This is a genomic window from Nocardiopsis deserti (assembly GCF_008638355.1).
GTDB classification, from domain to species: domain Bacteria; phylum Actinomycetota; class Actinomycetes; order Streptosporangiales; family Streptosporangiaceae; genus Nocardiopsis; species Nocardiopsis alborubida.
Genome location: NZ_VWVS01000015.1, coordinates 261888 through 285446, shown reverse-complemented (window position 1 = coordinate 285446; position 23559 = coordinate 261888). Strand labels below are relative to the sequence as shown.

The 23559-nt window shown below is 71.3% G+C and carries 21 protein-coding genes; 13 read left to right on the top strand and 8 right to left on the bottom strand.

Translation table 11 applies throughout. From position 1 onward, the window contains the following. Window positions 1-90 precede the first annotated feature (90 nt). Complete coding sequence (locus FYW99_RS21210) at window positions 91-1194, top strand: helix-turn-helix domain-containing protein (protein ID WP_150253773.1); 1104 nt, start codon at window positions 91-93, stop codon at window positions 1192-1194. Window positions 1195-1198: 4 nt separating this feature from the next. After that, window positions 1199-1738 carry a hypothetical protein gene (locus tag FYW99_RS21205; protein WP_150253772.1) on the top strand — a complete coding sequence of 180 codons (540 nt, stop codon included), beginning with the start codon at window positions 1199-1201 and terminating at the stop codon, window positions 1736-1738. 100 nt (window positions 1739-1838) lie between these two features. On the opposite strand, the gene FYW99_RS21200 is transcribed toward FYW99_RS21205, so the two are convergent. Next, window positions 1839-2216: a MerR family transcriptional regulator gene (locus tag FYW99_RS21200; RefSeq protein ID WP_150253771.1), complete on the bottom strand. Its 378-nt coding sequence runs from the start codon at window positions 2214-2216 to the stop codon at window positions 1839-1841. A 113-nt stretch (window positions 2217-2329) separates the two neighbouring features. Between FYW99_RS21200 and FYW99_RS21195 the strand changes: the two genes are divergently transcribed. Beyond that, complete coding sequence (locus FYW99_RS21195) at window positions 2330-3403, top strand: alkene reductase (protein ID WP_150253770.1); 1074 nt, start codon at window positions 2330-2332, stop codon at window positions 3401-3403. Between the two features lie 97 nt (window positions 3404-3500). On the opposite strand, the gene FYW99_RS21190 is transcribed toward FYW99_RS21195, so the two are convergent. Further along, a complete protein-coding gene (locus FYW99_RS21190) occupies window positions 3501-3935 on the bottom strand; it encodes a hypothetical protein (RefSeq protein WP_150253769.1) in 435 nt (144 codons plus the stop codon). A gap of 150 nt (window positions 3936-4085) precedes the next feature. After that, window positions 4086-4661, bottom strand: coding sequence for an ATP-binding protein (locus FYW99_RS21185; RefSeq protein WP_223839337.1), 576 nt, complete (start codon window positions 4659-4661; stop codon window positions 4086-4088). Window positions 4662-4898: 237 nt separating this feature from the next. Between FYW99_RS21185 and FYW99_RS21180 the strand changes: the two genes are divergently transcribed. The 4 genes from FYW99_RS21180 to FYW99_RS21165 all read left to right on the top strand — a co-directional run bounded on the left by FYW99_RS21180 (window position 4899) and on the right by FYW99_RS21165 (window position 8398). Next, window positions 4899-5792 (top strand): helix-turn-helix domain-containing protein, encoded by an 894-nt coding sequence (locus tag FYW99_RS21180; protein ID WP_223839335.1) that lies wholly within the window; start codon window positions 4899-4901, stop codon window positions 5790-5792. Continuing rightward, on the top strand, window positions 5789-6112 hold the full coding sequence (locus FYW99_RS21175; protein ID WP_150253768.1) for a DUF397 domain-containing protein: 324 nt from the start codon (window positions 5789-5791) through the stop codon (window positions 6110-6112). The genes FYW99_RS21180 and FYW99_RS21175 overlap by 4 nt, the downstream gene beginning before the upstream one ends. A 275-nt stretch (window positions 6113-6387) precedes the next feature. Continuing rightward, window positions 6388-7323 (top strand): alpha/beta hydrolase, encoded by a 936-nt coding sequence (locus FYW99_RS21170; protein WP_150253767.1) that lies wholly within the window; start codon window positions 6388-6390, stop codon window positions 7321-7323. A gap of 133 nt (window positions 7324-7456) precedes the next feature. Next, entirely contained in the window at window positions 7457-8398 is a 942-nt protein-coding gene (locus FYW99_RS21165; RefSeq protein WP_150253766.1) for a GntR family transcriptional regulator, read from the top strand. Window positions 8399-8510: 112 nt separating this feature from the next. On the opposite strand, the gene acnA is transcribed toward FYW99_RS21165, so the two are convergent. Next, window positions 8511-11243, bottom strand: a complete 2733-nt coding sequence (gene acnA, locus FYW99_RS21160; protein ID WP_150253765.1) for an aconitate hydratase AcnA — start codon at window positions 11241-11243, stop codon at window positions 8511-8513. A gap of 456 nt (window positions 11244-11699) precedes the next feature. Here acnA and FYW99_RS21155 point away from each other — a divergent pair, with 456 nt between their 5' ends. From FYW99_RS21155 to FYW99_RS21135, 5 genes are all read left to right on the top strand, one after another. Continuing rightward, window positions 11700-12701, top strand: coding sequence for a Bug family tripartite tricarboxylate transporter substrate binding protein (locus FYW99_RS21155; RefSeq protein WP_150253764.1), 1002 nt, complete (start codon window positions 11700-11702; stop codon window positions 12699-12701). Next, window positions 12698-13504, top strand: coding sequence for a tripartite tricarboxylate transporter TctB family protein (locus FYW99_RS21150; RefSeq protein ID WP_223839333.1), 807 nt, complete (start codon window positions 12698-12700; stop codon window positions 13502-13504). Before FYW99_RS21155 ends, FYW99_RS21150 begins: the two co-directional genes overlap by 4 nt. Before the next feature lie 4 nt (window positions 13505-13508). Next, complete coding sequence (locus tag FYW99_RS21145; RefSeq protein ID WP_190394748.1) at window positions 13509-15041, top strand: tripartite tricarboxylate transporter permease; 1533 nt, start codon at window positions 13509-13511, stop codon at window positions 15039-15041. 150 nt (window positions 15042-15191) lie between these two features. Further along, window positions 15192-16319 (top strand): MFS transporter, encoded by a 1128-nt coding sequence (locus tag FYW99_RS21140; protein WP_150253763.1) that lies wholly within the window; start codon window positions 15192-15194, stop codon window positions 16317-16319. A gap of 352 nt (window positions 16320-16671) precedes the next feature. After that, a complete protein-coding gene (locus tag FYW99_RS21135) occupies window positions 16672-17565 on the top strand; it encodes an alpha/beta fold hydrolase (RefSeq protein WP_150253762.1) in 894 nt (297 codons plus the stop codon). 166 nt (window positions 17566-17731) lie between these two features. Here the strand turns inward: FYW99_RS21135 and FYW99_RS21130 are convergent, their stop codons facing one another. Together FYW99_RS21130 and FYW99_RS21125 are read right to left on the bottom strand one after the other, a co-directional pair. Then, window positions 17732-18004 carry a hypothetical protein gene (locus FYW99_RS21130; protein ID WP_150253761.1) on the bottom strand — a complete coding sequence of 91 codons (273 nt, stop codon included), beginning with the start codon at window positions 18002-18004 and terminating at the stop codon, window positions 17732-17734. Between the two features lie 53 nt (window positions 18005-18057). Continuing rightward, entirely contained in the window at window positions 18058-19740 is a 1683-nt protein-coding gene (locus FYW99_RS21125) for a sodium:solute symporter family protein (RefSeq protein WP_150253760.1), read from the bottom strand. A gap of 932 nt (window positions 19741-20672) precedes the next feature. Between FYW99_RS21125 and FYW99_RS21120 the strand changes: the two genes are divergently transcribed. Next, window positions 20673-21683: an arabinan endo-1,5-alpha-L-arabinosidase gene (locus FYW99_RS21120; protein WP_223839331.1), complete on the top strand. Its 1011-nt coding sequence runs from the start codon at window positions 20673-20675 to the stop codon at window positions 21681-21683. Between the two features lie 155 nt (window positions 21684-21838). Here FYW99_RS21120 and FYW99_RS21115 read toward each other — a convergent pair whose 3' ends face one another. Together FYW99_RS21115 and FYW99_RS21110 are read right to left on the bottom strand one after the other, a co-directional pair. Continuing rightward, a complete protein-coding gene (locus tag FYW99_RS21115) occupies window positions 21839-22600 on the bottom strand; it encodes a class I SAM-dependent methyltransferase (protein WP_150253759.1) in 762 nt (253 codons plus the stop codon). Window positions 22601-22625: 25 nt separating this feature from the next. Then, entirely contained in the window at window positions 22626-23417 is a 792-nt protein-coding gene (locus tag FYW99_RS21110; protein ID WP_223839329.1) for a thioesterase II family protein, read from the bottom strand. Window positions 23418-23559 lie beyond the last annotated feature (142 nt).

Here is a 23559-nt window from a genome sequence, read left to right as displayed (position 1 = left end):
ACAGCGGGGCAGAAGGGGTTCCCGAAAAGCCATCTAAGGAGTTAGCAAAGCGTGAGTGGGAAGTACTGTCCCGCCGAAAGGTGATGTGCGATGATCGCACACATGACGGAGGCGCTGAGTTGGGCGGCAATCGGTGAACGGGTGCGGGAGAGCCGCGCCTCAGTGAAGCTTTCCCAACAGGAACTCGCCGATCGGATCGGCCTGGAACGCAGCATGATCTCCAAGCTGGAAACGGGTGACCGTCGCATCGACGCGATGGAGTTGACCCTGATCGCCAGGGAGTTGGACTACCCCGTCAGCCACTTCCTCACCCCCTCTCCCGAACTCGTCTCCCGCAGGGCTTCCGCGGTGGCGGACAGCGGGGAGGTCGGTGAGACGAACACGACCCGGGCCGCCTACCGGACGGAGTCCCTGCTCGCCGCTTGGCTGCGGGACGTGCGCCAGCTCGTCGACACGGGCCTTTTGGAGAACCGCCCGATCCTGCGTTACGCGAACACCGTCCCGGACAAGGTGGGAGCACGCGAGGCGGCCCTGTGGCTGCGGACGGAACTCGGTCTCGGCCGGGAGCCGATCGAGTCCGTCGCCGACACCTGTGAGCGTTCCGGGCAGTTCGTCGCGGTGCTCCCCCTGGACACGGACGGCGCCTCCCTCGTCGACGGCGACATCTCGGTCGCGGTGGTCAACGCCCGTCTGGAACCCGGCCGCAAGCGTTCCACCGCCGCACACGAACTCGGCCACATGGTGTTGGGGGACGAGTTCTCCAGCGACCTGGGGGTACACGCCTCCCGCGACGAGAGGGAGGCCGTCATCGAGGCCTTCGCCGCCGAGTTCCTCCTGCCGCACGACCAGATGCGAACTGTCGGGGGACGCAAGGGGCAGGAGGAGCGCAGGCAGGAGCTGATACGGCTCTCCGCGACCTACCGCGTCTCCTGGAGCCTCGCTCTGGCCCAGCTACGCCACACCGACACCGTGGATCGCGACTTCCTCAACTGGATGCGCGCCCGTACCCCCACTGCTGTCGAGTTCAAGGACGCTCTGGGCTGGAAGCCCCTGCCCGATCTCGACAAGATCAGGGTCTCCCCCCGGTACGCCTCCGCGGTGATGGCCGCGGTCAGGGGGCACGAGATCACCAAGCACCGGGCCGTGGAGATGATGCGCGGCGAGATCACGCTCGAAGACCTCACCGAGGAGTAGCGGGTTGCCCTCCTCCCACGACCCCCTGTTGTTCGACGCCTCGCCGCTCCTGCATGCCGCCAAGGCCGACCGGCTCGACGTCTTCGGCAGTCTGGTCAACAGTGCCCAGTGCCTGACCACGCGGTCGGTCCTGGACGAGATCCGGCGCAACAGCGCCGACGCCCACGCAGAGGTGGTCCGGGCGCCGTGGATCACCGTCGTGTCCACCGACTCCCTGGACTTCCTCGTCGCGTACAACACGTGGAGCGTCAGGATGGGACTGACCGATGACCACAACGTCGGCGAGACCATGCTGTGCGCCTACGCCGAAATCAACGGTGGAACGGTCGTCCTGGACGACAGGGACGCGCGCAAGGTGGCCACCAGACACGGCCTCCAGGTGCGGGGAACCGTGGGGCTGATCGCGGACGCCTGCGAACGGGGTGAGTGCACGGTACCGGGTGCGTCGATGCTGGTGGACACGCTTCACGAGTCGGGGATGCGGCTCCCTTTCGCCAAGGGCGGCTTCGAGGCCTGGGCACGGAAGAAGAAGTTGCTCGGCTAGGGCTCCCGGCGGCACGGGAGCGCGGAAATGGGCTGGTCGCGGAGCGGACGGGGCGTGGCGGCTTCGGGGCTTGGGCCAGGACGCGGCCGCGCGGAACGGGTCAGACGGGGGCGCCGGAGCGGAACCGCTCCCGGTAGGCGAGGGCCGTTTCCGTCAGGCTGTCGAGCGCGTCACGCGTGCGCACCAGCTCGGTGATGTGCTCGGTGAGCCGGTCGCGCTCCCGGGCCATGCGCTCGATCGCCGCGTCGGAGTTCCTCTCGCTGGGCGCCTCGGCGCAGGGCAGCACCTCGGCGATGGTGCGGCTGGACAGCCCGGCGGCGTAGAGGCGCTGGACGAAGGCGACGCGCTCGACGGCGGCCTCGGTGTAGTGCCGCTGCCCGCTGGCGCTGCGGATGCTGCTGAGCAGTCCCTGCTCCTCGTAGTAGCGCAGGGACCGGACGCTCACACCCGTCCGTCTGGCCAGTTCTCCGATGCGCACGGCTTCCTCCCTCGTGACCTGCGGCACAACCGCTTGCCTCTCACATCAATGTGAGGTTTTAGCGTAGTCGACGTGCCCGCCCGGGGCACACCGCCCACGGAGGAGAACCCGTCGTGACCAGCCTGTTCCAGCCCTACCGAATCGCCGACCTGAGCCTGCCCAACCGGGTGGTGATGGCGCCGATGAGCCGCGTCCGCGCCGCCGGGAGCGGCCTGGCGACGCCGTCCATGGCGGCGTACTACGCCCAGCGCGCGACCGCCGGACTGATCGTCTCCGAGGGGGTGCAGCCGAGCCTGGTGGGGCAGTCCAACCCGGGAACGCCGGGGCTGCACACCGACGAGCAGGTCGCCTCCTGGAGGCCGGTGACCGACGCGGTGCACGCCAACGGAGGCCGTATCTTCGCCCAGATCATGCACGGCGGACGCGTCTCGCACCCCGAGACCACCGGAACGCAGCCGGTCGGCCCCTCGGCCGTCGCGGCCGTGGGCAACGTGTTCACTCCGAGCGGCCCCCAGCCCGTTCCGGTACCGCGTGCGCTGGAGGAGGCCGAGGTGCCCGAGCACGCCGAGTCCTACGCCCGGGCCGCCCGCCGCGCGGTCGCCGCAGGGTTCGACGGGGTCGAGCTGCACGGCGCCAACGGCTACCTGATCTCGCAGTTCCTCTCGGACAACGCCAACCTGCGCACCGACTCCTACGGGGGCTCGGTGGCCAACCGGATCCGGTTCGCCGTCGAGGCGGCCGCCGCCACCGCCGACGCCGTGGGGGCGGAGCGCACCGGTATCCGCCTCTCCCCCGGCGGCGGGTTCTGGGGGGTGGAGGAGACCGGCGTGCGCGAGCTGTACACCGCGCTGCTCGCCGAGCTGGCCCGGATCGGGGTGGCCTACGTCCACCTCGAAGCCACCACCGACGACGAACTGCTGCTGGAGCTGCGCCGCGCCTGGCCGTCCACCCTCATCATGAACCCGACGCTTCCCATGGGCCCCAAGCAGACCGACCGGGCCGAAGCCGACCGCTGGCTCGGGCTGGGGGCCGACCTCGTCAGCTTCGGCCGCGCGTTCATCGCCAACCCCGACCTGGTCGAACGGCTGCGCACCGGGCTGCCGATCGCGCCGGTGGACGAGGCCACCTACTACCAGGGCGGCGACCGGGGTTACCTGACCTACCCGGCGTACCAGTACAGCGCGTAGGCCAGGGAACGCGGCGGCCCTTCCGGGAAAGCTCCCCGGAAGGGCCGCGCTGCAGGGAAACCGGGTGTTCGGGCGTCGCGGCCGGAAGCCGTAGCCCTCAGGCCATGGCGGGAACGCGAGTGCCGCCGACCGCGTGTGACCAGGGACGGGCGGCGGGCGGGTCGGCGTCCAGGGTGCGGTGCGGCTGCGGCCACAGGGCGAGGAGGAGTGCTTCCACGCTGGGGGCTTCCAGAAGTCCGGTGGAAGTGATGGCCCAGAACGACTGGGTGGCCTCGCCGAAGTAGACGATCAGGTGGCGGTGCCGGGCCTGGAGGGCAGCGGCCTGGGCGTGTTCGCGGATGAATTCCGCACGGTGGCCGCCCAGGCGCGGAAGCCGCTGGGCGCGGCGAACCCGGCAGGAGGGGTGGTCGCACACCGGGCAGACCGGCCCGATGAGCGGGGTCCGGCGCGGGAGCGGGGGGCGGACGGGGTGGGGCGGTCGGCTTGGTCGAACATCGTCCGAACGCCTGGGCGAGGGGATAGGGTTCTGCATCAGATCCTCTTTCCTTGCATATGAGCGTGTTTGGTTTCGGGGATTCAGGGCCCGGGAGAAGCGTTGGCGCGCTTACCTGGGCCCGTCTCATGTCATCTACATGTCAGAGCGCGAAGCTCGGTGGCTGGTTATTGGTGTCAGTCGCGGCCGTCAGTTGTCGGTGGAGGTGTCCCACCGGCTACCGGTGAGGTCGTAGGCCAGGTAGAACCACACCGTGCGGAACTCCGCGTTGCCGTTGTCGCCCCACTCAGAGGCGAAGGCGTTGATCATGGCCAGGCCCCGGCCCGATTCGGCGGACAGGTTCAGACCGTTCGCCTTGGGCGTCAGGCGGGCGTCGTGCTCGCGCAGGCCGCCCCGGTCGCGGCAGGCCAGGTGCAGGCCCTCGCGGTGGCGGTGAACCAGGAGGCTGTAGCTACCGCCGGGACGGCCGGAGAGGCTGTGGCGGATCGCGTTGTTGGCGAGTTCGCTGCCCAGCAGGGTGAAGAGGTAGCGGTAGTCCGCGCAGCGGGCGGCGGCACAGGTGTCCAGGAACGCCCGGACCAGGGGCATGACCGCCGGAGTGCCCGCGAAGTTGTAGCGGCGCATCCGGTAGTTGGGCCGCTCGGGCTGACGGGTGAAGTAGTGGCGGTGCGCTGGCTGGATGAAGCTGGACAGCGGCACAGTGGCCTCACCCAGCACGGGGACGGGCACAGGCGCGGGCATGGCCACCGGGGTTTTTGCAGGCATGACGAACACACTCCTTGGCACGGACCTTCAGGTCAGAAGACAGAGGCCAGCACACACGAACTTCCACGTTGTGCCCTTGCTGCGGCAGGTGGCGCTGTAGCTTCGTCTTGAGACCTTGAGAGTCAAGATTGATTTTCAATATAGAATGTCAATCGCAACTTCGCCAGCGTTTCGCAAGGCTGGCTAGCCAGGTTTTCCGCAGCCCCAGAGAAGCAGGGCTGACGCAGTTCACGGTCGATGGACCGATACAAAACGGACGAGGTGTTGCATATGGGATCAAGTCCGACTGTGTGGCGGCGTTGGCTCGCTCATGAATTGAAGCGCCTACGCGAAGAGGCCGGGCTCAGCCGGAAGGAGGTCGCCGCCAAGCTCCGATGCACTGCGGGCAAGCTCCACTACATCGAAACCGCGGTGGTCGCCCCACGTTCGCGCGACTTGGAGGAAATCCTCTTCGACCTCTACCAGGTTCCTCAGGAACGTCGAGAGCACTACCTGCAAGCCGCCCGAAACGCGCGCAAGCGAGGATGGTGGGAGAAACAGGACGAAGGTGTCGCGGTGCCCAAGTGGTTTTCGCTGTACCTGGGTCTGGAGCAGGGCGCGTCTGAGATCTACGCCTGGGAGACCCAACTCATCCCAGGGCTGCTACAGACCAAGGATTACGCACATGCGGTGATTGGTAGTGCAACCGCCGAGCAGAGCACCGAGGAGATAGAAAAACTCGTCAACGTACGCCTCGCTCGTCAAAGCATCCTCGCTGGGAACGAGGCCATCCGATTCTGGGCAGTGTTGGATGAAACCGCGCTTCGACGTGAGGTCGGAGGGCGCGAGGTCATGCGGGAACAGATCGAGCGTATTCTCACCGTCAGCTCCTACCCACGCGTTACCGTCCAGGTTTTGCCCCAGCCCAGCGGAATCCACGAGGGCATGCTGGGAAGCTTCTCCATCCTGGGGTTCCCCGCCCCCAGCGATCCAGGGGCCATCTACATTGAGTACCGCACCGGAGCGGTGTACCTGGAACAACCCTCGGAGATCAAAGCTCACCAGATAGCTTTTGAGCACCTTCGCATCGCAGCTCTCAAGCCCGACCAGTCCCGTTCACGCCTGAAGCAGATCCTGGAGGAACACGAATGACTCAGGGCTCAAACGAGCTCCTGTGGCGCAAGAGCAGCTACAGCGGGCAGACAGGGGGCAACTGTGTAGAGGTTGCCCATATACCCACAAACTTCCGCAAGAGCAGCTACAGCAGTGATCGCGTCAACTGTGTTGAGGTCGCTCACCTCCCCACCGGCTTCCGGAAGAGCAGCCACAGCGGTGCCAGCCAGAACTGCGTGGAGGTGGCCGACCTCCCCTGCGGCGCAGCCATCCGCGACTCCAAGCACCCCGACGCCGGGCACCTCCCCTTCCCCGCCGCCGAGTGGACCGGATTCCTCAACGCCGCCCTCTCCCGATAGCCACAACAGTCAACCCCTGCTGCATCTGCCCCCTGCGCTCGGTCGCCCGGTCGTGTCCCGCGAAGCCACGACCGGGCGACCGGGTCCCGCCTGCCCCCGGGACCACAGACGCGGATGCCCGGACTCACGACCAGGGCATCCACCCCACAACGCGTTCCGGTAAGCTCCGGACGGCATCCGCGCCGCCCGGCGACGGGCCCGCGCGACGCCCTGCTCGCCCGCCCGCGACCCGAGGGAGGCCCCGTGCCGACGACCACCGCCCCAGGACCTCGGTCATGAAGCTGTCGAGGGTGGCACCGGAGCTGCGCGGCCCCCTGCTCCGTTCACCGGAGATCCCCGTACACCGCCCCTGGGCCCTGCACCTCACGCGCAAACTCATGGAGGACCTGGACGCCCAGCACCTGCCCGGCGTCACCATGGAACTCCCCGAGGAGGCCGCGCCCGGCGTACGGGTCTACCGCCCCGACGACAAGCGCTCGGACGGCGCGCTCGTGTGGATCCACGGCGGCGGCCTCGTCATGGGCCGCGCCGTGCAGGACGACCCGCTGTGCAACACCACCGCCCGGGAACTGGGCGTCACCGTCGTCTCCGCCGAGTACCGCATGGCCCCCGAGGACCCCCATCCCGCCGCCCTGGACGACTGCCACGCCGCCTGGACCTGGCTCCAGGACAACGCGGCCTCCCTGGGCGTGGACCCCGCACGCGTGGCCATCGGCGGCCAGAGCGCGGGCGGCGGCCTCACCGCCGCACTCGTTCAACGCCTGCACGACGAGGGCGGAACCCAGCCGATCGGGCAGTGGCTGCTGTGCCCCATGCTCGACGACCGCACCGCCGCCCGGCGCGACCTGGACCGGGTCCGCCACCGCATCTGGAACAACGAGGTCAACCGCTTCGGCTGGCGTTCCTACCTGGGCACCGAGCCCGGCGCGGCCACGGTCCCGCGCTACGCCGTGCCCGCACGCCGCGATGACCTCGGCGGCCTGCCGCCCGCCTGGATCGGCGTCGGCGACATCGACCTGTTCCACAACGAGTCCCGCGAGTACGCGCACAGGCTGCGCGACGCCGGAGTGGACACGACCTTCCACCTGGAGCCCGGCGCTCCCCACGGGTTCGACTCCTGGGGCGCCGGGACCTCCGTCGCCCGCGACTACCTCACCACCGCCCGGACCTGGCTGGAGAAGGCCCTGGCCCGGGAACTGGACGGCTCCTGACACCCCGCCCCTGAACCCCCGCTCACGGATACCCGCTCACGAGGCCCGGCACCGGACCCGTGGGCGCCCGCACCCCCGACCCGAGAGCACCGGCATCATAGGGAGGGGACTCAGCCACACGACGGGGATGCGCATGACCGGAGCAGTCGAGACGGGCGTCAGGAAGAGCACGGACGGCCGGGCCTCCGCGCTCGCGCTCTCGCTCGCGACGCGGATCAGCGAGCTGGCGCGGACGGGCGGTCTGGACGAGGGCGCGCACCTGACCGAGCAGTGGATCGCCGACCGGCTCCAGGTGTCACGGTCCCCGGTCCGGCGCGCGCTGGCGCTGTTGGACGAGATGGGGATCGTCGAGCACATCCCGAACCGGGGGTACTTCCTCACCCGCCCCGGCAGCGAACTGGCCTCCGTGGACGCCGTGCCGGAGCGGGACGGGCAGGAGGAGCTGTACTTCCGCGTGGTGGACGACTTCCTCAACGACCGGCTGGACCGGGAGTTCACGGCCGCGGAGATCGCGCGCCGCCACGGTGTGGCGGCCCGGCACGTGCAGCAGGTGCTGGTCCGGATGGAGGCCGAGGACCTGGTGCGTCGGCGGGCGGGCCGGGGGTGGGAGTTCCAGGAGGTGCTGTCCACCGCGGAGGGGCACGACCACAGCTACCGGTTCCGGATGATCGTGGAGCCCGCCGCGCTGTTGGAGCCGGGGTTCGCGGTGGACGCGGAGGCCTTCGCCCTCCACCGGGAGCGCCAGGAGGGCCTGGTGCGGGGCAGGGCGCTGTCGTCCGCGCGCGGCACCCTGTTCCAGACGGGGGCGGAGTTCCACGAGATGCTCGTGGGGTGCGCGAACAACCCGGTCCTGCTCGACGCGGTGCGTCGGCAGAACCGGGTACGCAGGCTCATCGAGTACCGCCACCAGGTGGACCGCACGCGGATGGTGCACCAGGCCCGCGAGCACCTGCTCCTGATGGACCTGCTCCGGGAGGGGCGGGTCGAGGAGGCGTCCCGGGCCCTGCACGCGCACCTGGACCGGGTCCGGTGGATCAAGACCGGGATCGGCGCGGAGCCGCCCGCCCTGCTGTGACGGACGGCTGCCGCGCGAACGGCCACGGCCGGTGAACGCCCGCGCTCCCGGTTCAGTGAGCCGAGCGCGCGGGCGTTCACCCCGGTTGGGGGCAGCCTCGGGCAGGACGGTCTCAGGCGGGGCGGCGGTCCGCGAAGCGGCGCGCCACGTAGGGCATCGTGCCGCCGTGCCGCAGGTAGGCGACCTCGTGCCCCGAGTCCAGGCGCAGCAGCACCGTGTACTCCCGCGTGCTCCCGTCGGCCTTGGTGGCCCTGAGGACGAGCGGCGTCACCCCGACCCCGATCCCGCCGAGCCCGAGGACGGTCAGCCGCTCGCTGCCGTCGAGTTCCAGGTCGGCCGCGGTGCTCCCCTCGGGGAACAGCAGCGGCAGGACCCCCATGCCGATGAGGTTGCTGCGGTGGATGCGCTCGAAGCTCTCCGCGATCACCGCCCGCACGCCCAGCAGGGCCTGGACCTTGGCCGCGACGTCGCGGCTCGACCCCGTCCCGTAGGACCGGCCCGCCAGGACCACCAGGTCCACCCCGGCCTCGCGGTAGGTCGCGGCGGCGTGGAAGACCGGTTCCACGCGCGAGCCGTCGAGGACGCGGGCGTGCCCTCCCCTGCCGCGTTCGTCCTCCGGCAGGAGCAGGTTGGCCACGGCCAGGTTGGTGAAGGCGCCGCGCAGCATCACCTCGGCGTTGCTGCGCCGGGTGGAGTACTGGTTGAGGTCGCGGGGCTCGGTGCCCAGTTCCCGTAGGTAGGCGCCCGCCAGACTGCTCCGGGGGATGGCCCCGGCCGGTGAGATGTGGTCGGTGGTGACGTGGTCGCCCAGCCACAGCAGGACCCGGGCGTCCTCGACCCGGACCTCGCCGCCGGGTTCGGGGCGCACGCCGGTGAGGTAGGGCGGTCGGCGGATGTAGGTGGAGCGCCCGTTCCAGGGGAAGTGCGTGCTCCCGGCGGCGTCCAGCGCCCGCCACTGCTCGGTGCCCTCCCAGACCTCGGCGGCGTTCTCCCGGAAGGCCTGGGGGTCGACCGCCCTCTCCGCCACGCGAGCGACCTCCTCGTCGTCGGGCCACAGGTCCGCCAGGTGGACCGGGTTCCCGTCGCGGTCGCGGCCCAGGGGCTCGGCGGCGAAGTCGTGCAGGACCGTTCCGGCCAGGGCGTAGGCCACCACGAGGGGCGGCGAGGCCAGGTAGGCGTGCGAGACGCGCGGGTTGACCCGGCCGGGGAAGTTGCGGTTGCCGGACAGGACGGCCGCGGCCTCCAGCCCCTCCCCGGCCAGCTCCTCCAGTTCGGGGACGAGGGGTCCGGAGTTGCCGATGCAGGTCATGCAGCCGAAGCCGACGGTGTGGAAACCGGCCGCCTCCAGGGGTTCCATCAGCCCGGCCTTCTCCAGGTAGCCGACGACCACCCGCGAGCCCGGGGACAGGGTGGTCTTGACCCAGGGCTTGACGCGCAGGCCGCGTTCCATGGCCCGTGCCGCGAGCAGGCCCGCCTGGATCATCAGCGCGGGGTTGGCGGTGTTGGTGCAGCTGGTGATGGAGGCGATGCCCACCGGTCCGCGCGGGAGGGGTTCGCCGAAGAGGTCCTCCCCCTTCGCCGCCACGGCGTTCACACCTTCCGTGTCCGAGGCGGGCGCCGGGGACGCGCCCGTGTCCGGGGCCGCGGCGTCCTCCACCGGAGCGGAGGCCGTCTCCAGGAAGGAGGCGGGCACCCGGGACAGCGGAACGCGCTGGTCGGGGCGGTGCGGACCCGCCAGGCAGGGCTCCACCGTGTCCAGGTCGAACTCCACGAGCCGGTCGAAGCGCGGCTCCGGGGAGTCCGCGTCGCGTGCCAGCCCCTGGGCGCGCATGTAGGCGTCGACCGTCTCCACGTGGCCGTCCTCCCGCCCGGTCAGGCGCAGGTAGTCGCGGACCTCGCGGTCGTAGGGGAAGTAGGCGCACGTGGCGCCGTACTCGGGCGCCATGTTCGCCACGGCCGCGCGCGCCGACCAGGACAGGCCGTCGACCCCCGGCCCGCAGAACTCCACGAACGCGTCCACGACGCCCGTCGCGCGCAGCAGCTCGGTCAGCGTCAGCGCCAGGTCGGTGGCGGTGACGCCGCTCCGCAGGCTCCCGGTGAGCCGGACGCCGACGACCTCGGGGAAGTTGAGCATCACGGGTTCGCCGAGCATGGCGGCCTGTGCCTGGAGTCCGCCCACGCCCCAGCCCAGGACGCCGATCGCGTTGATCATCGGCGTGTGGCTGTCGGTGGCCACGAGGACGTCGGGGTGCAGCAGGTCGGGGCCCCCGCCGCCGTCCTCGCGCCAGACCACGCGGGCGAGGGTCTCCATGTTGACCTGGTGGATGATGCCCCGGCCCGGGGGGACCACGCGGAAGCCGCGCACGCTGCGCTCGGCCCACTTGACGAACTCGTACCGTTCGGCGTTGCGCCGGAAGTCGATGTCGAGGTTGCGGGCGAAGGCGGCGGCCGAACCGTGCGCCTCGGCGATCACGGAGTGGTCCACGACCAGGTCGGTGGCGATCACCGGGTTGACGTCCGCGGCGTCGCCGCCCAGTTCGGTGACCGTGTCGCGCAGGGCGGCCAGGTCGGTGAGCGTGGGCAGGCACGTGGTGTCGTGCAGCATCATCCGGTTGGGGTGGAAGGGGACCTCGCAGTCCCCGCGGCCCGAGCGTACGCGGGCGAGCACCGCGGGCAGGGCCTCGGGCGCCCGGCGGGCCACGTTCTCCACCAGGACGCGGACCGTGTAGGGCGTGCGGTCCAGCTCGTCGGGGGTGAGCAGCCGGTCGAGCGCGACGTAGCGGAACTCGCTTCCGGCCGCGCTGAGTACCGCTGTCGCGGCGGTTCTGGCCACGGAGTCGTCCATCGTCTCCCCACGGTGGTCCTTGGACGCGCCGGTGTATCCGACGCACCCATGATTGTTCTAGCAACGAGACTAGTACAAAGTGGAAACACTCGGCGGAGCCAGCCCCCGGGAGCGACCGCCCGATCCTCCGAGGCACCCCTCCAGGTCGCGACCGATCCCGCCCCCTTGCCGTGATCCTGTACCTGCAGCGAGGTTCGAGCACCCAACCTCGCCATAAGTACAAGACCACCGGGGTCAGGGCGCCGTGCACCGCACCCGCGACCCCCCCGGCGAGCCCTGGGTCGACGCGGGCGAACCGGGAGGTTTCCGAGGGGCGTCGAGCGCTGATCTCGGGTTCCGCATATTGCACTCGCGTTCATCTTGGTGCAATATCTCCAGGTGTGTGCCCCGCCTCACGAGGCACGCGTCACACAGGGACCGGGCCCGGCACCGGTCACGCGATCCGTGGGGGAAGCAATGCAGATAACGGCTCCGAGCCGGCGCGAGGCGATCGCGGGTGCGATCGGAGCAGTCGCCCTCGCCGGTGCCCTGGTGGAGGTCCGCGCTGGCGAGAACTCCCGTGAAGCGGGTACGGGCGGTGGGCGCCTGGAGGTCGTGGTCCCCGCCGCGGCGGGCGGCGGCTTCGACACCGTCGCCCGGCAGACGCAGTACGCGCTCCAGCAGAACGGCCTGTCCCGCGGGGTCGAGGTGCTCAACCTGCCCGGCGGTGGCGGAACCGTGGGCCTCAACCACACGGCGCAGCAGCGCGGGCGCGGGGACGTGCTCATGGTGATGGGCAGTTCGATCCTGGGCGGCATCGAGATCACCGGTTCGCGGACCACCCTCGCCGACATCACGCCGCTGGCCCGGCTGGCCGAGGACTACATCGTGGTCGCGGTCCGCCAGGACTCCCCGCTGCGGACCCTGGAGGACCTGGCCGCGGCCTGGACCGAGGCGCCCCGCGACCTCGTGGTGGGCGGGGGCGCCATCGGCACCTCGGACCACCTGCTGGCGGCGCTGATGCTCGACGGACTCGGGATCTCGCCCTCCGAGCTCAACTACATCGTCTACTCGGGCGACGGCGAGGTGCTGACCTCCCTGCTCTCGCACACCTCCGACATCGCGGTGTCCAGCTACAACGGCTTCCAGTCACAGATCGAGGCCGGGGAGGTGCGGGCGCTGGCCGTCTCCGCCGCCGAACCCCTGCCCGGCGTGGACGTCCCCACGCTGCGCGAGGCGGGCATGGACCTGGACCTGGCCAACTGGCGCGGCCTGGCGGCGCCGGGCGGGCTGGACGAGGACGAGCGCGAGGTCCTGCTGGACCTGGTCCACGCGCTGGTCGAGACGCCGGAGTGGCGGGACGCCGTGGAGCGCTTCGGGTGGCGGGAGGCGTTCGTCGCCGGGGAGGACTTCGACGCGTTCCTCACCGAGGAGACCGCGCGTCTGGAGCAGATCATCGAGGGATTGGGACTGGCATGACCCGAGAAAGACCCGCCGGGGTGCAGTCCCCGGACACCGACGCGGAGACCGGGCCCGCCGCCGGGAGCGGGAGCGAGGCGCAGCCCAGCGCCCGGGCCGAAACCGGGGACCGCGACGGTACCGGTTCTGGGAGCGCCGTCGAGAGCGCGACCGGCGACCGGGCCGGAACCGGCGCCGAGGGTGGAAGCGGCACCGGCGCCCCGGAGCCCGGGCCCGCGGCCGGTTCCCCACCCGCCACCCTCGGCACGGCCCTGGCCGTACCCGCGGTGACCCTGGTGACGGCCCTCTTCCTGCTCGTGGGAGGCGTGGTGATCCGAGCACCGGAGAGCAGCGGCTTCCTGGGCCCGCAGTTCTTCCCGCTGACCGTGGGCGCCCTCCTGGGCGTCACGGCGTGCGTGGCGGGGGCGCGCGCGTTCCTGACCGTGCGGCGGTCCCCGTCCGCCAGGGCCGCCGAGACCGCGACCGCTCCGACCTCGGCCGAAGCGGCCACCGACGCCGACCCTGTCACCGACGGCGCGGCCACCGACGCCGACGCCACCGACGATGCGAAGAGCGCGCACGGCGACTGGCGCACCCTGGGCATCATGGCCGCGACCCTGACCGCCCACGTCCTCCTGCTCCAACCGCTCGGCTGGCTGCTCTCGGGCACCCTGCTGTTCTGGGGCGTCAGCTTCGCCCTGGACCGGCGCTCACCGCTGCTGGACCTGTGCGTGGCCGTGGCCCTGGCCGCGATCGTGCAGATCTGCTTCTCCGGCCTGCTGGACGTGTCGCTGCCCAGCGGCCTGCTCGGAAAGGTCCTGTGACACCGTGGACACCTTCTCCCTCCTGATGTCGGGGTTCGCCGAGGCGCTGACCCCCGTCAACCTGCTGTGGTGCCTCCTCGGCGTGGTCCTGGGCACGGCCGTGGGCGTCCTGCCTGGTCTGGGCTCGTCCATGGCGGTCGCCCTCCTGCTCCCCCTGACCTTCCTGCTGGAGCCGACCGCGGCGTTCATCATGTTCGCGGGCATCTACTACGGCGGACAGTTCGGCGGCGCGACCACGTCCATCCTGCTCAACACCCCCGGGCAGAGCTCCTCGATCGCCACCGCCTTCGAGGGCCACGCCATGGCGCGGGGCGGCAGGGCCTCCCAGGCCCTGGCCGCGGCGGTGATCGGCTCCTTCATCGGCGGCATCGTGGCCACGACCGTGGTGGCCTTCTTCGCCCAGCGCATGGTGGTCCTGGCGCTCGGGTTCGGACCGGCCGAGTACTTCGCGCTCGCGGTCCTGGCCTTCGTGTGCACCGCCGCCGTCGTGACCTCCTCCCCCCTGCGGGGCATCTCCGCGCTGGGCATCGGCCTGGCGATCAGCGTGGTCGGCATCGACGACCAGAGCGGGGCCATCCGCCTGACCCTGGGCGTCCCGCAGCTGCTGGACGGGGTCAGCATCGTCGTGATCACGGTCGGACTGCTGGCCGTGGGCGAGGTCCTGCACACCGGGTTCCGGCCCAAGCGCGCCTCCTCCGGACAGCTGGTCGCGGCGGGCACGCCGTGGCTGGGGCGCGCGGACCTGCGCCGCTCCTGGAAGCCCTGGCTGCGGGGCACGGCGCTGGGCCTGCCCTTCGGCGTGATCCCCGCGGGCGGCGCCGAGATCCCCACCTTCCTGTCCTACGGAACCGAGAAGGCGCTGGCCAGACGGCGCGGGAACAGCGAGTTCGGCCGGGGCGCGATCGAGGGCGTGGCCGGTCCGGAGGCGGCCAACAACGCGACCACGGCGACCGCGATGGTCCCCCTGCTCGGGCTCGGCCTGCCCACGTCCGCGACGGCCGCCGTGATGCTGGCGGCGTTCCAGCAGTACGGGATGCAGCCGGGCCCCCTGCTCTTCGAACAGGAGGGCGACCTGGTCTGGGCCCTGCTGGCCAGCATGTTCATCGGCACCTTCCTGCTGCTGGTGATCAACCTGCCCTTCGCCCCGCTGTGGGCGCGGCTCCTGCGCCTGCCCCAGCGCCACCTGTTCGCGGGGCTGATGGTCTTCGCCACGGTGGGCGTGTACTCGGTCAAGGGCTCGGTGTTCGACGTCGTCCTGCTGTTCACGGTCGGCGCCCTCGGGCTGCTGATGCGCAGGTACGACATCCCCGTGGCGCCGGTCCTCATCGGCGTCATCCTGGGGCCGCTGGCCGAGAGCGAGCTGCGCCGGGCGATGGCCGCGAGCCAGGGCGACGTGTCGATCCTGTTCGACAGCGGCATCGCGGTCGGCATCTACACCATCCTCGTGGCGGTGGTCGCGGTCTTCGCGGTCAAGCGGGTGCGGGACCGGCGCCGGTCCGCGACCCCGGCCGACGGGCGCCGGGTGGACACCGTGTAGAACCAGATGGTCACGTCATCGGATGACCCCGGGGGCCCAGCCCCGGGGCGCCGTGGCGTCGGACGGGGAGTACACGGACGAGGGGGGAGAACGTTGGGAAGCGGCCGCGTCAGGGGGGCGTCGTGGCTCTGGCCACTGTTACTGAGCGTCATGTGCACCCACACCGCGCTCAACCTCGCCCGCCCCCTGATCTCCTACCGGACGATCGCCCTGGGCGGTGACGCCGTGGCGGTCGGCCTGGTCACCGCCGCCTACGCGCTGCTGCCCCTGCTGGTGGCGGTCCCGCTGGGGCGGGCGACCGACCGGTCCCGGCGCACGGCGTGGATCGTCGGCCTGGGCGCGGCGGTGCTCGGCGCGGGCTCCCTGCTGCTCGCGTACGGCACGGGACTGCTGGCGATCGCCGCGGCCAGCACGGTGCTGGGCATGGGCCACCTGCTGTGCATGGTCGCGGGTCAGGGGCTCATCGCGCGCCTGGCCGCACCGGGGAACCTGGACCGCGACTTCGGGTGGTTCACCGCGGCGGCCTCCCTCGGCCAGCTCGTGGGACCCCTGCTGTCGGGCGCGATGCTGGCCGACGCGTCGGGGGACGCGCTGCTGTCGGCGACCTCGTCCGCCCTGCTCGTCGCCGCGGCGACCGGCGGACTGGGGCTGGTGCCGATCCTGGCCTTCGCCCGGGTGCGCATGCCCGCGCCCACGGGCAAGAAGGGTTCGGAGAGGCCCCCCGCGCGGGAACTGCTGCGCAGGCCGGGCCTGCCCTCGGGACTGTTCGCCAGCCTCGCGCTGCTCTCGGCCGTGGACATCCTCACCGCCTACCTGCCGCTGGTCGCCGAGAACCGGGGCATCTCACCGATGATGGTCGGCATCCTGCTGAGCCTGCGCGCGGGGTTCTCGCTGCTGTCCCGCCTGGTGCTGTCCCGCCTGGTGCTCCGGTGGTCGCGCGAGACGCTGATCGCGGTCAGCGCCGGAGCCGCGGGCCTGTCGATGGCGGCGGTGGCGCTACCGGTCAGCAACCTGTTCGTGCTGGGGGCGGTGCTGGCCGTCGGAGGGTTCCTGCTGGGCCTGGGACAGCCGCTGACGATGTCGGCGGTGGCCACGGCCGCGCCGGAGGGCTCGCGGGGGGCCGCCCTGGCGCTGCGGATCTGGGGCAACCGGCTCGGGCAGGTCGGGATCCCCGCCGTGGGCGCGGGGGTCGCGGGCGCGGTGGGCGCGCCCGGGGCGCTGTGGTTCGCGGCGGTGGTGCTCGTGGCGTCGGCGTTCACGGCGGCCAAGCGGATCTGATCCGCCGGGGCTCGCGGGGCGGAGGGGCAGCACAGGGAACCGGGTACGCCTGGGTCACATGAACCGTGCGGGCACCCCCGACCGTGTGCGACAGACGCGCAGCACAGGGAACCGGGTACGCGTGTGCCTCCTGAACCGCACAGGCAACCCGGAACACACGAGACAGGCGCACGGCACAGGCGTCACGACCGCGCGCCCCCGGCGCGGAACCGGATCCGGCGACCGCTTCGGCAAAAGCGCACGGGCCCCGCGCACTCCCCTGGTCGAACACCCCCCGGGGGCGTACGATGAGACGTCAGGTGTGTCGGCAGTCGGGTCCACCGGCCCCGGCGTCTCCACGGAACCAGGCAACGTGAACCACCCCGCCCCCTCCCCCGCACAGCGCGTCTACCGTTCCCGGACCACCAGACAGGCCGTCCACGACTGGTGCTGGAACAGGCTCAACGCCCAGCCCCTGCTCACCCCGCTCGCGACCGTCCCCTGCTCCCTGGGCGTCACCCGCGTCTTCAGCGCCTCCGGAGGCCCCGGCACCCCGGTCCTCGTCCTGCCCGGATCGGTCCTGAGCACGGCCACGCTCCTGGACGCCGTCGGCGTCCTGTCCGAGGACCGCCCCGTCCTGATCGCCGACCCGCCCGGGCGGCCCGGCCTCAGCGACGGCGACCGCCCCCTGGTCGAGCGTCCGGCGTACTACGGCGGCTGGCTGGACGAGCTGCTGCCGCAGGTCACCGACCGGCCCGTCCTGGTCCTGGGCCACGGCATCGGCGCGGCCATCGCGCTCTCGGCGACCCCCGGCCCCCTGGTGGCCGGACTCTGCCTGGTCAGCCCCGGCGGCCTGACACCGGCGACCGGCGGCACCGCCCTGGCCGCCGCCCTGGTGCGCTGGAGGTTCCACCCCGACACCCGGTCCAGCTCCGCGCTGCTGCGCGCCATGTGCGGCCCCGGTGCGGCCGAACCCCGGGACGCCACCATGCTGGAGTGGGCGACCCTGGTCGGCCGGTCCTGCCGCGCGGTCAACGCGCTGCCGCCCAGGCCGCTGCGCGCGGAGGCCCTCCACCACTGGAGGCAGACCCCGGTCGGCATCGCCACCGGGTCGCACGACCCCTTCTTCTCCCCCGACCTGCTGTACAGCCCGGCCCTGCTCTTCCTGGACGCCGCCGTCCACACCCTCCGGGGCGCGGGGCACCTCGCGCTGCGCGAACGCCCCGACCTGGTGCGGGACCTGCTGCGGGGGCTCCCCAACGCCTGAGGCCCCCGGCCGCCAGCGCGGCCGGGGCCCGTGTGACCGCCCGCCGGGGAGGCCGGGCGACCGGTGACCGCCCGCAGGCCGCCGTGTGCGCGACGGCCTCCGGGCGCTCGCGGCCGGGGCGGGCCCCGGCCTGCCCGAGGTCAGGACCCGGGGTCAGGTCTCGGGGTCAGGCCTCGGTGTCGGGGCCCGGCTCCTCAGGGGCCTTCAGCGGCTTGACCAGCGCCCAGCCGCCCATGAACACGGCGAAGGCGAGCATGCCCAGGCCCGACCACAGGTTCAGGTTCGTGCCGCCCTGTTCGATCTGCTCCGGCGTGGTGAAGAACCCCATGACCGTGAGCACGACGCCGTAGATGGCGAACAGCAGCGCGATGACGGTCCGGATGTCGAAGACCCGGGAGGCGGTGCGGCCCTTCCTCTTTCCGGGGCTGTCAGCACTCATCGGATGACCTCCTTGCCAGCTTGTCTCAGCACGGGTGCACCTCTCGGGGTCGCTCAGGCGAAGATGATGTTCAAGACGACGACGATCGCCAGGGCGATCCCGGCCAGCAGCCACGGTCGGCGGTACCAGCCGGAGTCCTCACCGGTGGTGGAGGCCCTGCGCGACTCGCGCGGGGTCAGCGAGTGCACCAGGCCCACCAGCTCGGAGTCGGGCTTGGGCCGGGTGAACATGGTGACGACGACGCTGACGAGGATGTCGACCACGAAGGCCGCGCCCGCGCCGACGAAGCTCGCGCCCTGCGAGGACAGGGCCAGCACGCCGGTCTCGGCGAGCAGGAACACACCCACGGCCGCGAGGGTTCCCGCCGCCAGGCCGCTCCAACCGGCGTGGGGCGTCATCCGCTTCCAGTACATACCGAGGATGAACGTGGCGAACAGCGGCGCGTTGAAGAACGAGAACAGCTGTTGCAGGTAGTCCATCAGGTTGGAGTAGCCCGAGGCGATGAACGCCGTGCCCACGGCGCCGACCGTGGCGCCGACCGTGACCCACCGGCCCATGTTCAGGTAGTAGGAGTCGGGCCGGTTCTTGACGACGTAGGACTGCCAGATGTCGTAGGTGAACACGGTGTTGAAGGAGCTCAGGTTGGCGGCCATACCGGCCATGAACGACGCGAGCAGACCGGCCAGGGCCACGCCCAGCAGTCCGTTGGGGAGCACGTCGCGCATCAGCAGCAGGATCGCGTCGTTGTAGTCGACGCCGGGGTTCTCACCGGCCTTGAGCTGGACCATCTCCGAGACGCTCACGCCCGCGATCATGCCGGGGATGATGACGATGAACGGGATGAACAGCTTGGGGAAGGCGCCGATGATGGGGGTGCGCATCGCGGCCGACATGCTCTTGGAGGCCATGGCGCGCTGCACCTCGACGAAGTTCGTCGTCCAGTAGCCGAACGCGAGGACGAAGCCGAGGCCGAAGACGATGCCGAGGATGCTCAGGAAGCTGTCGCCGAAACCGGTCAGCGCGTTGCCCGGCCAGGCGGAGAGCTGTTCGGCGCCCTGCGGTGAGGCGGTGACCTCCTCCACCAGGCCCGACCAGCCGCCGACCCGGTTCAGCCCCGCCAGGGTCAGCGGCAGCAGCGCCGCGACGATGACGAAGAACTGGAGCACCTCGTTGTAGATCGCCGCGGAGAGCCCGCCCAGCGCGGTGTAGCTGAGGACGATCGCGGCGGCGACCAGGAGCGACAGCCACAGGGGCCAGCCCAGCAGCGCGTCCACGATGGTCGCCAGCAGGAAGAGGTTGACTCCGGCGATCAGGATCTGGGCGACCGCGAAGCTGATCCCGTTGAGCAGGTGGGCGGCGGTGCCGAAGCGGCGGAGCATGAACTCGGGGACGCTGCGGACCTTGGAGCCGTAGTAGAACGGCATCATGACCAGGCCCAGGAACAGCATCGCCGGGACGGCGCCGATCCAGAAGTAGTGCATGGTCGGCATGCCGTAGTTGGCCCCGTTGGCCGACATGCCGATGATCTCGATGGCGCCGAGGTTGGCCGCGATGAAGGCCAGACCCGTCACCCACGCGGGCAGGGAGCGCCCCGACAGGAAGAAGTCGAGGCTGTTGGAGACCGAACGCCGGGCGATGAAGCCGATGCCCAGTACGAACAGGAAGTACACCGCGAGCAGGGTGTAGTCGATGGCGTTGGCGTCCAGCCGCAAGGAGTCCTGTGCTAGCACGGTCACGTCGGCTGGTCCTCTCTCGACGCGGTGGCCCCTCCGTGACAGGCCTGGCCGCACCATCGGAAGTGACGCGCGCGAGCCACCACCGGATCGCGGGCGTCGGAGAACGCGGCGTCGCGAACCGGTACCCGTATCTCCACCTCAGGACGGGGTGCGCCCATGTTCTTACTCCGTTCACGCATGTGCGCCGTGCGCATGAGGACCATTCCCCACATTTTTCCACGGAACCAAACATTAACCATCAAGGTAAGCAACCATCTTGCACCAGCACCGGTGTGTCAAGGGGCTGGCGTCACCCTGTTCGGGGTGGCCTCCGAGGTACTGCACCAGGTCGCGGGCACCGGAGAGAGCGGCGTCGCGGAAGGCCTTCTCCTCGGCGCCGGGGGGGCAGGGGCGCCTGTGCACCTACCCCGCCGGAACGCGCCTATCGTGTGTTTTCGGGGCTTTTCCTCATGAAATCCCGCCGTCGGGGACAGCCCGGAGGCAGCGGGAAAGCCGTGGGCGGGCGGCGCGCGGAGGAGGGTTGACGCTGCGCGACCCCGACCTTACGATGCACGCACGGTGATGAGGCGTACTCGCCACCGTGAACGACACCCGCCCCCACCCCACGGCACACGACCCCCCGTGCCGACACGGACGCCCGGCGGACCGCCCCCCGCACCCGGGCGGACCGAGGACCAACCGCGACGCGCGGCCCGTCCCTCGACCGGCGCCCGCACAACCCCCGCTTCCGGAGTCCGTCACACGCCACTCACGCGACGCGCTTTGTTAGCGCTAACAAAGCGTCGGCGACACGCTCTCGCGTGGTGGTCGAACACCCATCGCCCCCGCCCCCGAGGCACCCTCCGGGCCGGGGTACTCCGCGAACCGGAACACGGCGCCGCCACGGCGACGCCACCCCCCACCCCCCAGAACCGAGCCCCAGGAGGCTCCCCGTGACACCACAACCGCACACCCCCTCCTCCCCCCTCTCACGCCGCGGAATGCTGGGCGCCGCCCTGGCGGCGGGGGCGCTGGCCGCGACCGCAGCCGACGCGATCTCCCCCCGCCCCGCCGCTGCCGCCGACTACCCCGGCCCCGGCCACGTGACCGGCGACGTCCGGGTGCACGACCCGTCCTTCGTCAGGCGACCCGACGGCGGTTACCTGATCGCCCACACCGGCGACAACGTGGCCCTCAAGACCTCCGCCGACCGGACCGCCTTCCGCGACGCGGGCCCGGCCTTCCCCGGCGGCGCCCCGTGGACCAGCCCCTACACGGGCGGCGCCCGCAACCTGTGGGCCCCGCACCTGTCCCACGCCGACGGGCGGTACCGCCTCTACTACTCCGCCTCGACCTTCGGCTCCAACCGGTCCGCGATCTTCCTGGCCACCAGTACCAGCGGGAACTCCGGCACCTGGCGCGACGAGGGCCTGGTCATCGAGTCGTTCCCCTCCGACGACTTCAACGCCATCGACCCCCACCTGGAGGTGGACAGCCAGGGCCGCTGGTGGCTGGCCTTCGGCTCGTTCTGGTCGGGGATCAAGATGGTCCGCATCGACCCGGCGACCGGCAGGCGCGCTGACCGCGTCCTGCACTCGATCGCGGGCCGCGGCGGCGACGCCGTCGAGGCACCGACCCTCTTCCAGCGCGGCGGCTGGTACTACCTGTTCGTCTCCTTCGACCTGTGCTGCCGGGGGGCGGACAGCACCTACCGCATCATGGTCGGCCGCTCCGCCAACATCACCGGCCCCTACGTCGACCGCGCCGGAAGGGCCATGACCGCGGGCGGCGGCACCGAGGTCCTGTCCGGCCACGGCGGCGTCCACGGCCCCGGCCACCAGGACGTCTTCGCCGACACCGACCACGACATCCTCGCCTACCACTACTACGCCGACGACGGCACGGCGCTGCTGGGCGTCAACTGGCTCGGCTGGGACTCCGCCGGATGGCCGTACGTGCACTGACACCGGCCCGGGGGCGGCCCGGAGCCAACCCGCCCCGAACCCGGGGGTGGTAGCCGGGGCGGGACGCGGCCGCGCCGCCAGCGGGACACGGTCTCACCCCGGTGGGTACGGTGCGCCCCGCCCCGCAGGACGGGGCGCGCCGCCCACGGGACCGGTCAGCGGCCCCGGTCGGGCTCCGGGAAGGTGAGAACGCCGATCTCGGGGGCTCCGGGCAGACCGGGCTCGCTGACCAGGCGCCCGGTCATACCGGCTTCCTCCGCGAGCCCGGCGATGCTGAGGTTCTCCCACACGTAGGTGTCGCTGGTGCTGCGCACCACCGTGTCACCGTGGAGGACCTTCCATGTGGTCTCCCACCGAAGGACCTCGGTCTCGGCGCCCTCGACGGGGTCAGCCCGCGTCCACCATTCGTAGGTCTGCTCGCCGATGCGCTCCCGCAGCATACGGAAGGGGGGAACGGCTCTGGCGGAACCGGTGCCCATGAGTTCCACGACGATCGGCGCACCGGGCGGGACGTGGGCCCTCAACTCGTGCCACAGCGCCATCCGCTCGTCCCTGGTGAGGTGACCGATCACTCCGAAGACGACCACCGCGCCGACCCGGTCGGGCAGCCGCAGGTGTTGGGCGGGTTCGGCGCTGATGGTCACGCGTCGACGCAGGTCGTCGTCGCCGAAGACCCGGCTGGTGAGCATCGCCCGCATGGGCGCGGACGGTTCCGCGGCGATGATCGGAGCGCTCGGCAGGGCCTGCGCTATCACTTCGGTGATGCGGCCCGTGCCAGCTCCGATCTCGACGACGGGGCCGGAACCGGGGACGACCCCGGCCAGCGCCGCGCGCAGCGGTCCGGCGCTGGTGCGCACATGGCGTGCCGCGACCATCTCGTAGAACTCGGCCGAGGCCGTGTAGTAGTCGGCGACCATGGTGATCTCCCTTGTCGTAGTGGCGTCAGGGTGTGCTGGGCCAGGTGGGCGCCGTCTCGGTCGGTGCGTGGCCCAGGGCGCGGGCGACAGCCGCCGCGACCAGGCGGCGCTGTTGGGCGAGGAAGAAGTGGCCGCCCGGGAACACCTCGGTCGTGACCTCACCGGTCGTCGTGGTCTTCCAGGTCGCCGCGGCCTCCTCGGAGCACTCCGGATCCTGTGCGCCGACAAAGACGTGCACGGGCATGTCGAGCGGTTCCGCCCGGGTGGGCCGGTAGGTCTCGATCAGCCGGTAGTCGTTGCGCACGTAGCGCAGAACCGCGGTCCGCAGCTCCTCGTCGGCCAGGACCTCCGGCGGGGTGCCGCCCAGCCGGGTCAGGTCGGCCGCCAGCTGCTCGTCGTCGCGCAGGTGGACGTCGCCGGGCCTGACGTGGAGGGGCGCGGGCCGCCCCGACGCGAACAGCCGGACCGGGGCCGGGATCGCCCTCCGACGCGCTTCCACGGCCACCTCGTAGGCCACGGCGCTTCCCATGCTGTGGCCCAGGAGCGCGTAGGGGCGGTCCTGGAGGGGGTCGAGCGCGTCCACGACCGCGTCGACGACCTCGGACATCGTGTCGACCATGGGATCCCCGAACCGGTCCTCGCGCCCGGGGTACTGCACGGTCAGCGCTTCGATGCCGGGGGGCAGCAGGTACTGCCACGGCCGCAGCGAGGACGCCGACCCCCCGGCGTGGGGCAGGCAGACGAGCCGCACGTCCGCGCGCGGGCGGTGCTGGGGCCGGCGCAGCCACGGGCTGATGGGCGAATGCCGCAGGTCCATGGGAATTCCACTCCTCGCGATCTTTTCCGGTGAAAATAGAATGGCTTTTAATGGCACCGCCATTGATGGCGCCGGTGACATTGATCTCGGATCACATATTGCCAATCGGGTTGGAAATCGGATCCGTGCGCTGTAAAGTTAT

Bases quoted from the DNA above. Each gene is read 5' to 3' on its own strand.
- FYW99_RS21210 (WP_150253773.1), top strand. From the start codon at position 91: ATGATCGCACACATGACGGAGGCGCTGAGTTGGGCGGCAATCGGTGAA.
- FYW99_RS21190 (WP_150253769.1), bottom strand. From the start codon at position 3,935: ATGCAGAACCCTATCCCCTCGCCCAGGCGTTCGGACGATGTTCGACCA.
- FYW99_RS21185 (WP_223839337.1), bottom strand. From the start codon at position 4,661: ATGCCTGCAAAAACCCCGGTGGCCATGCCCGCGCCTGTGCCCGTCCCC.
- FYW99_RS21180 (WP_223839335.1), top strand. From the start codon at position 4,899: ATGGACCGATACAAAACGGACGAGGTGTTGCATATGGGATCAAGTCCG.
- FYW99_RS21175 (WP_150253768.1), top strand. From the start codon at position 5,789: ATGACTCAGGGCTCAAACGAGCTCCTGTGGCGCAAGAGCAGCTACAGC.
- FYW99_RS21170 (WP_150253767.1), top strand. From the start codon at position 6,388: ATGAAGCTGTCGAGGGTGGCACCGGAGCTGCGCGGCCCCCTGCTCCGT.
- FYW99_RS21165 (WP_150253766.1), top strand. From the start codon at position 7,457: ATGACCGGAGCAGTCGAGACGGGCGTCAGGAAGAGCACGGACGGCCGG.
- acnA (WP_150253765.1), bottom strand. From the start codon at position 11,243: ATGGACGACTCCGTGGCCAGAACCGCCGCGACAGCGGTACTCAGCGCG.
- FYW99_RS21155 (WP_150253764.1), top strand. From the start codon at position 11,700: ATGCAGATAACGGCTCCGAGCCGGCGCGAGGCGATCGCGGGTGCGATC.
- FYW99_RS21150 (WP_223839333.1), top strand. From the start codon at position 12,698: ATGACCCGAGAAAGACCCGCCGGGGTGCAGTCCCCGGACACCGACGCG.
- FYW99_RS21140 (WP_150253763.1), top strand. From the start codon at position 15,192: ATGTGCACCCACACCGCGCTCAACCTCGCCCGCCCCCTGATCTCCTAC.
- FYW99_RS21130 (WP_150253761.1), bottom strand. From the start codon at position 18,004: ATGAGTGCTGACAGCCCCGGAAAGAGGAAGGGCCGCACCGCCTCCCGG.
- FYW99_RS21115 (WP_150253759.1), bottom strand. From the start codon at position 22,600: ATGGTCGCCGACTACTACACGGCCTCGGCCGAGTTCTACGAGATGGTC.
- FYW99_RS21110 (WP_223839329.1), bottom strand. From the start codon at position 23,417: ATGGACCTGCGGCATTCGCCCATCAGCCCGTGGCTGCGCCGGCCCCAG.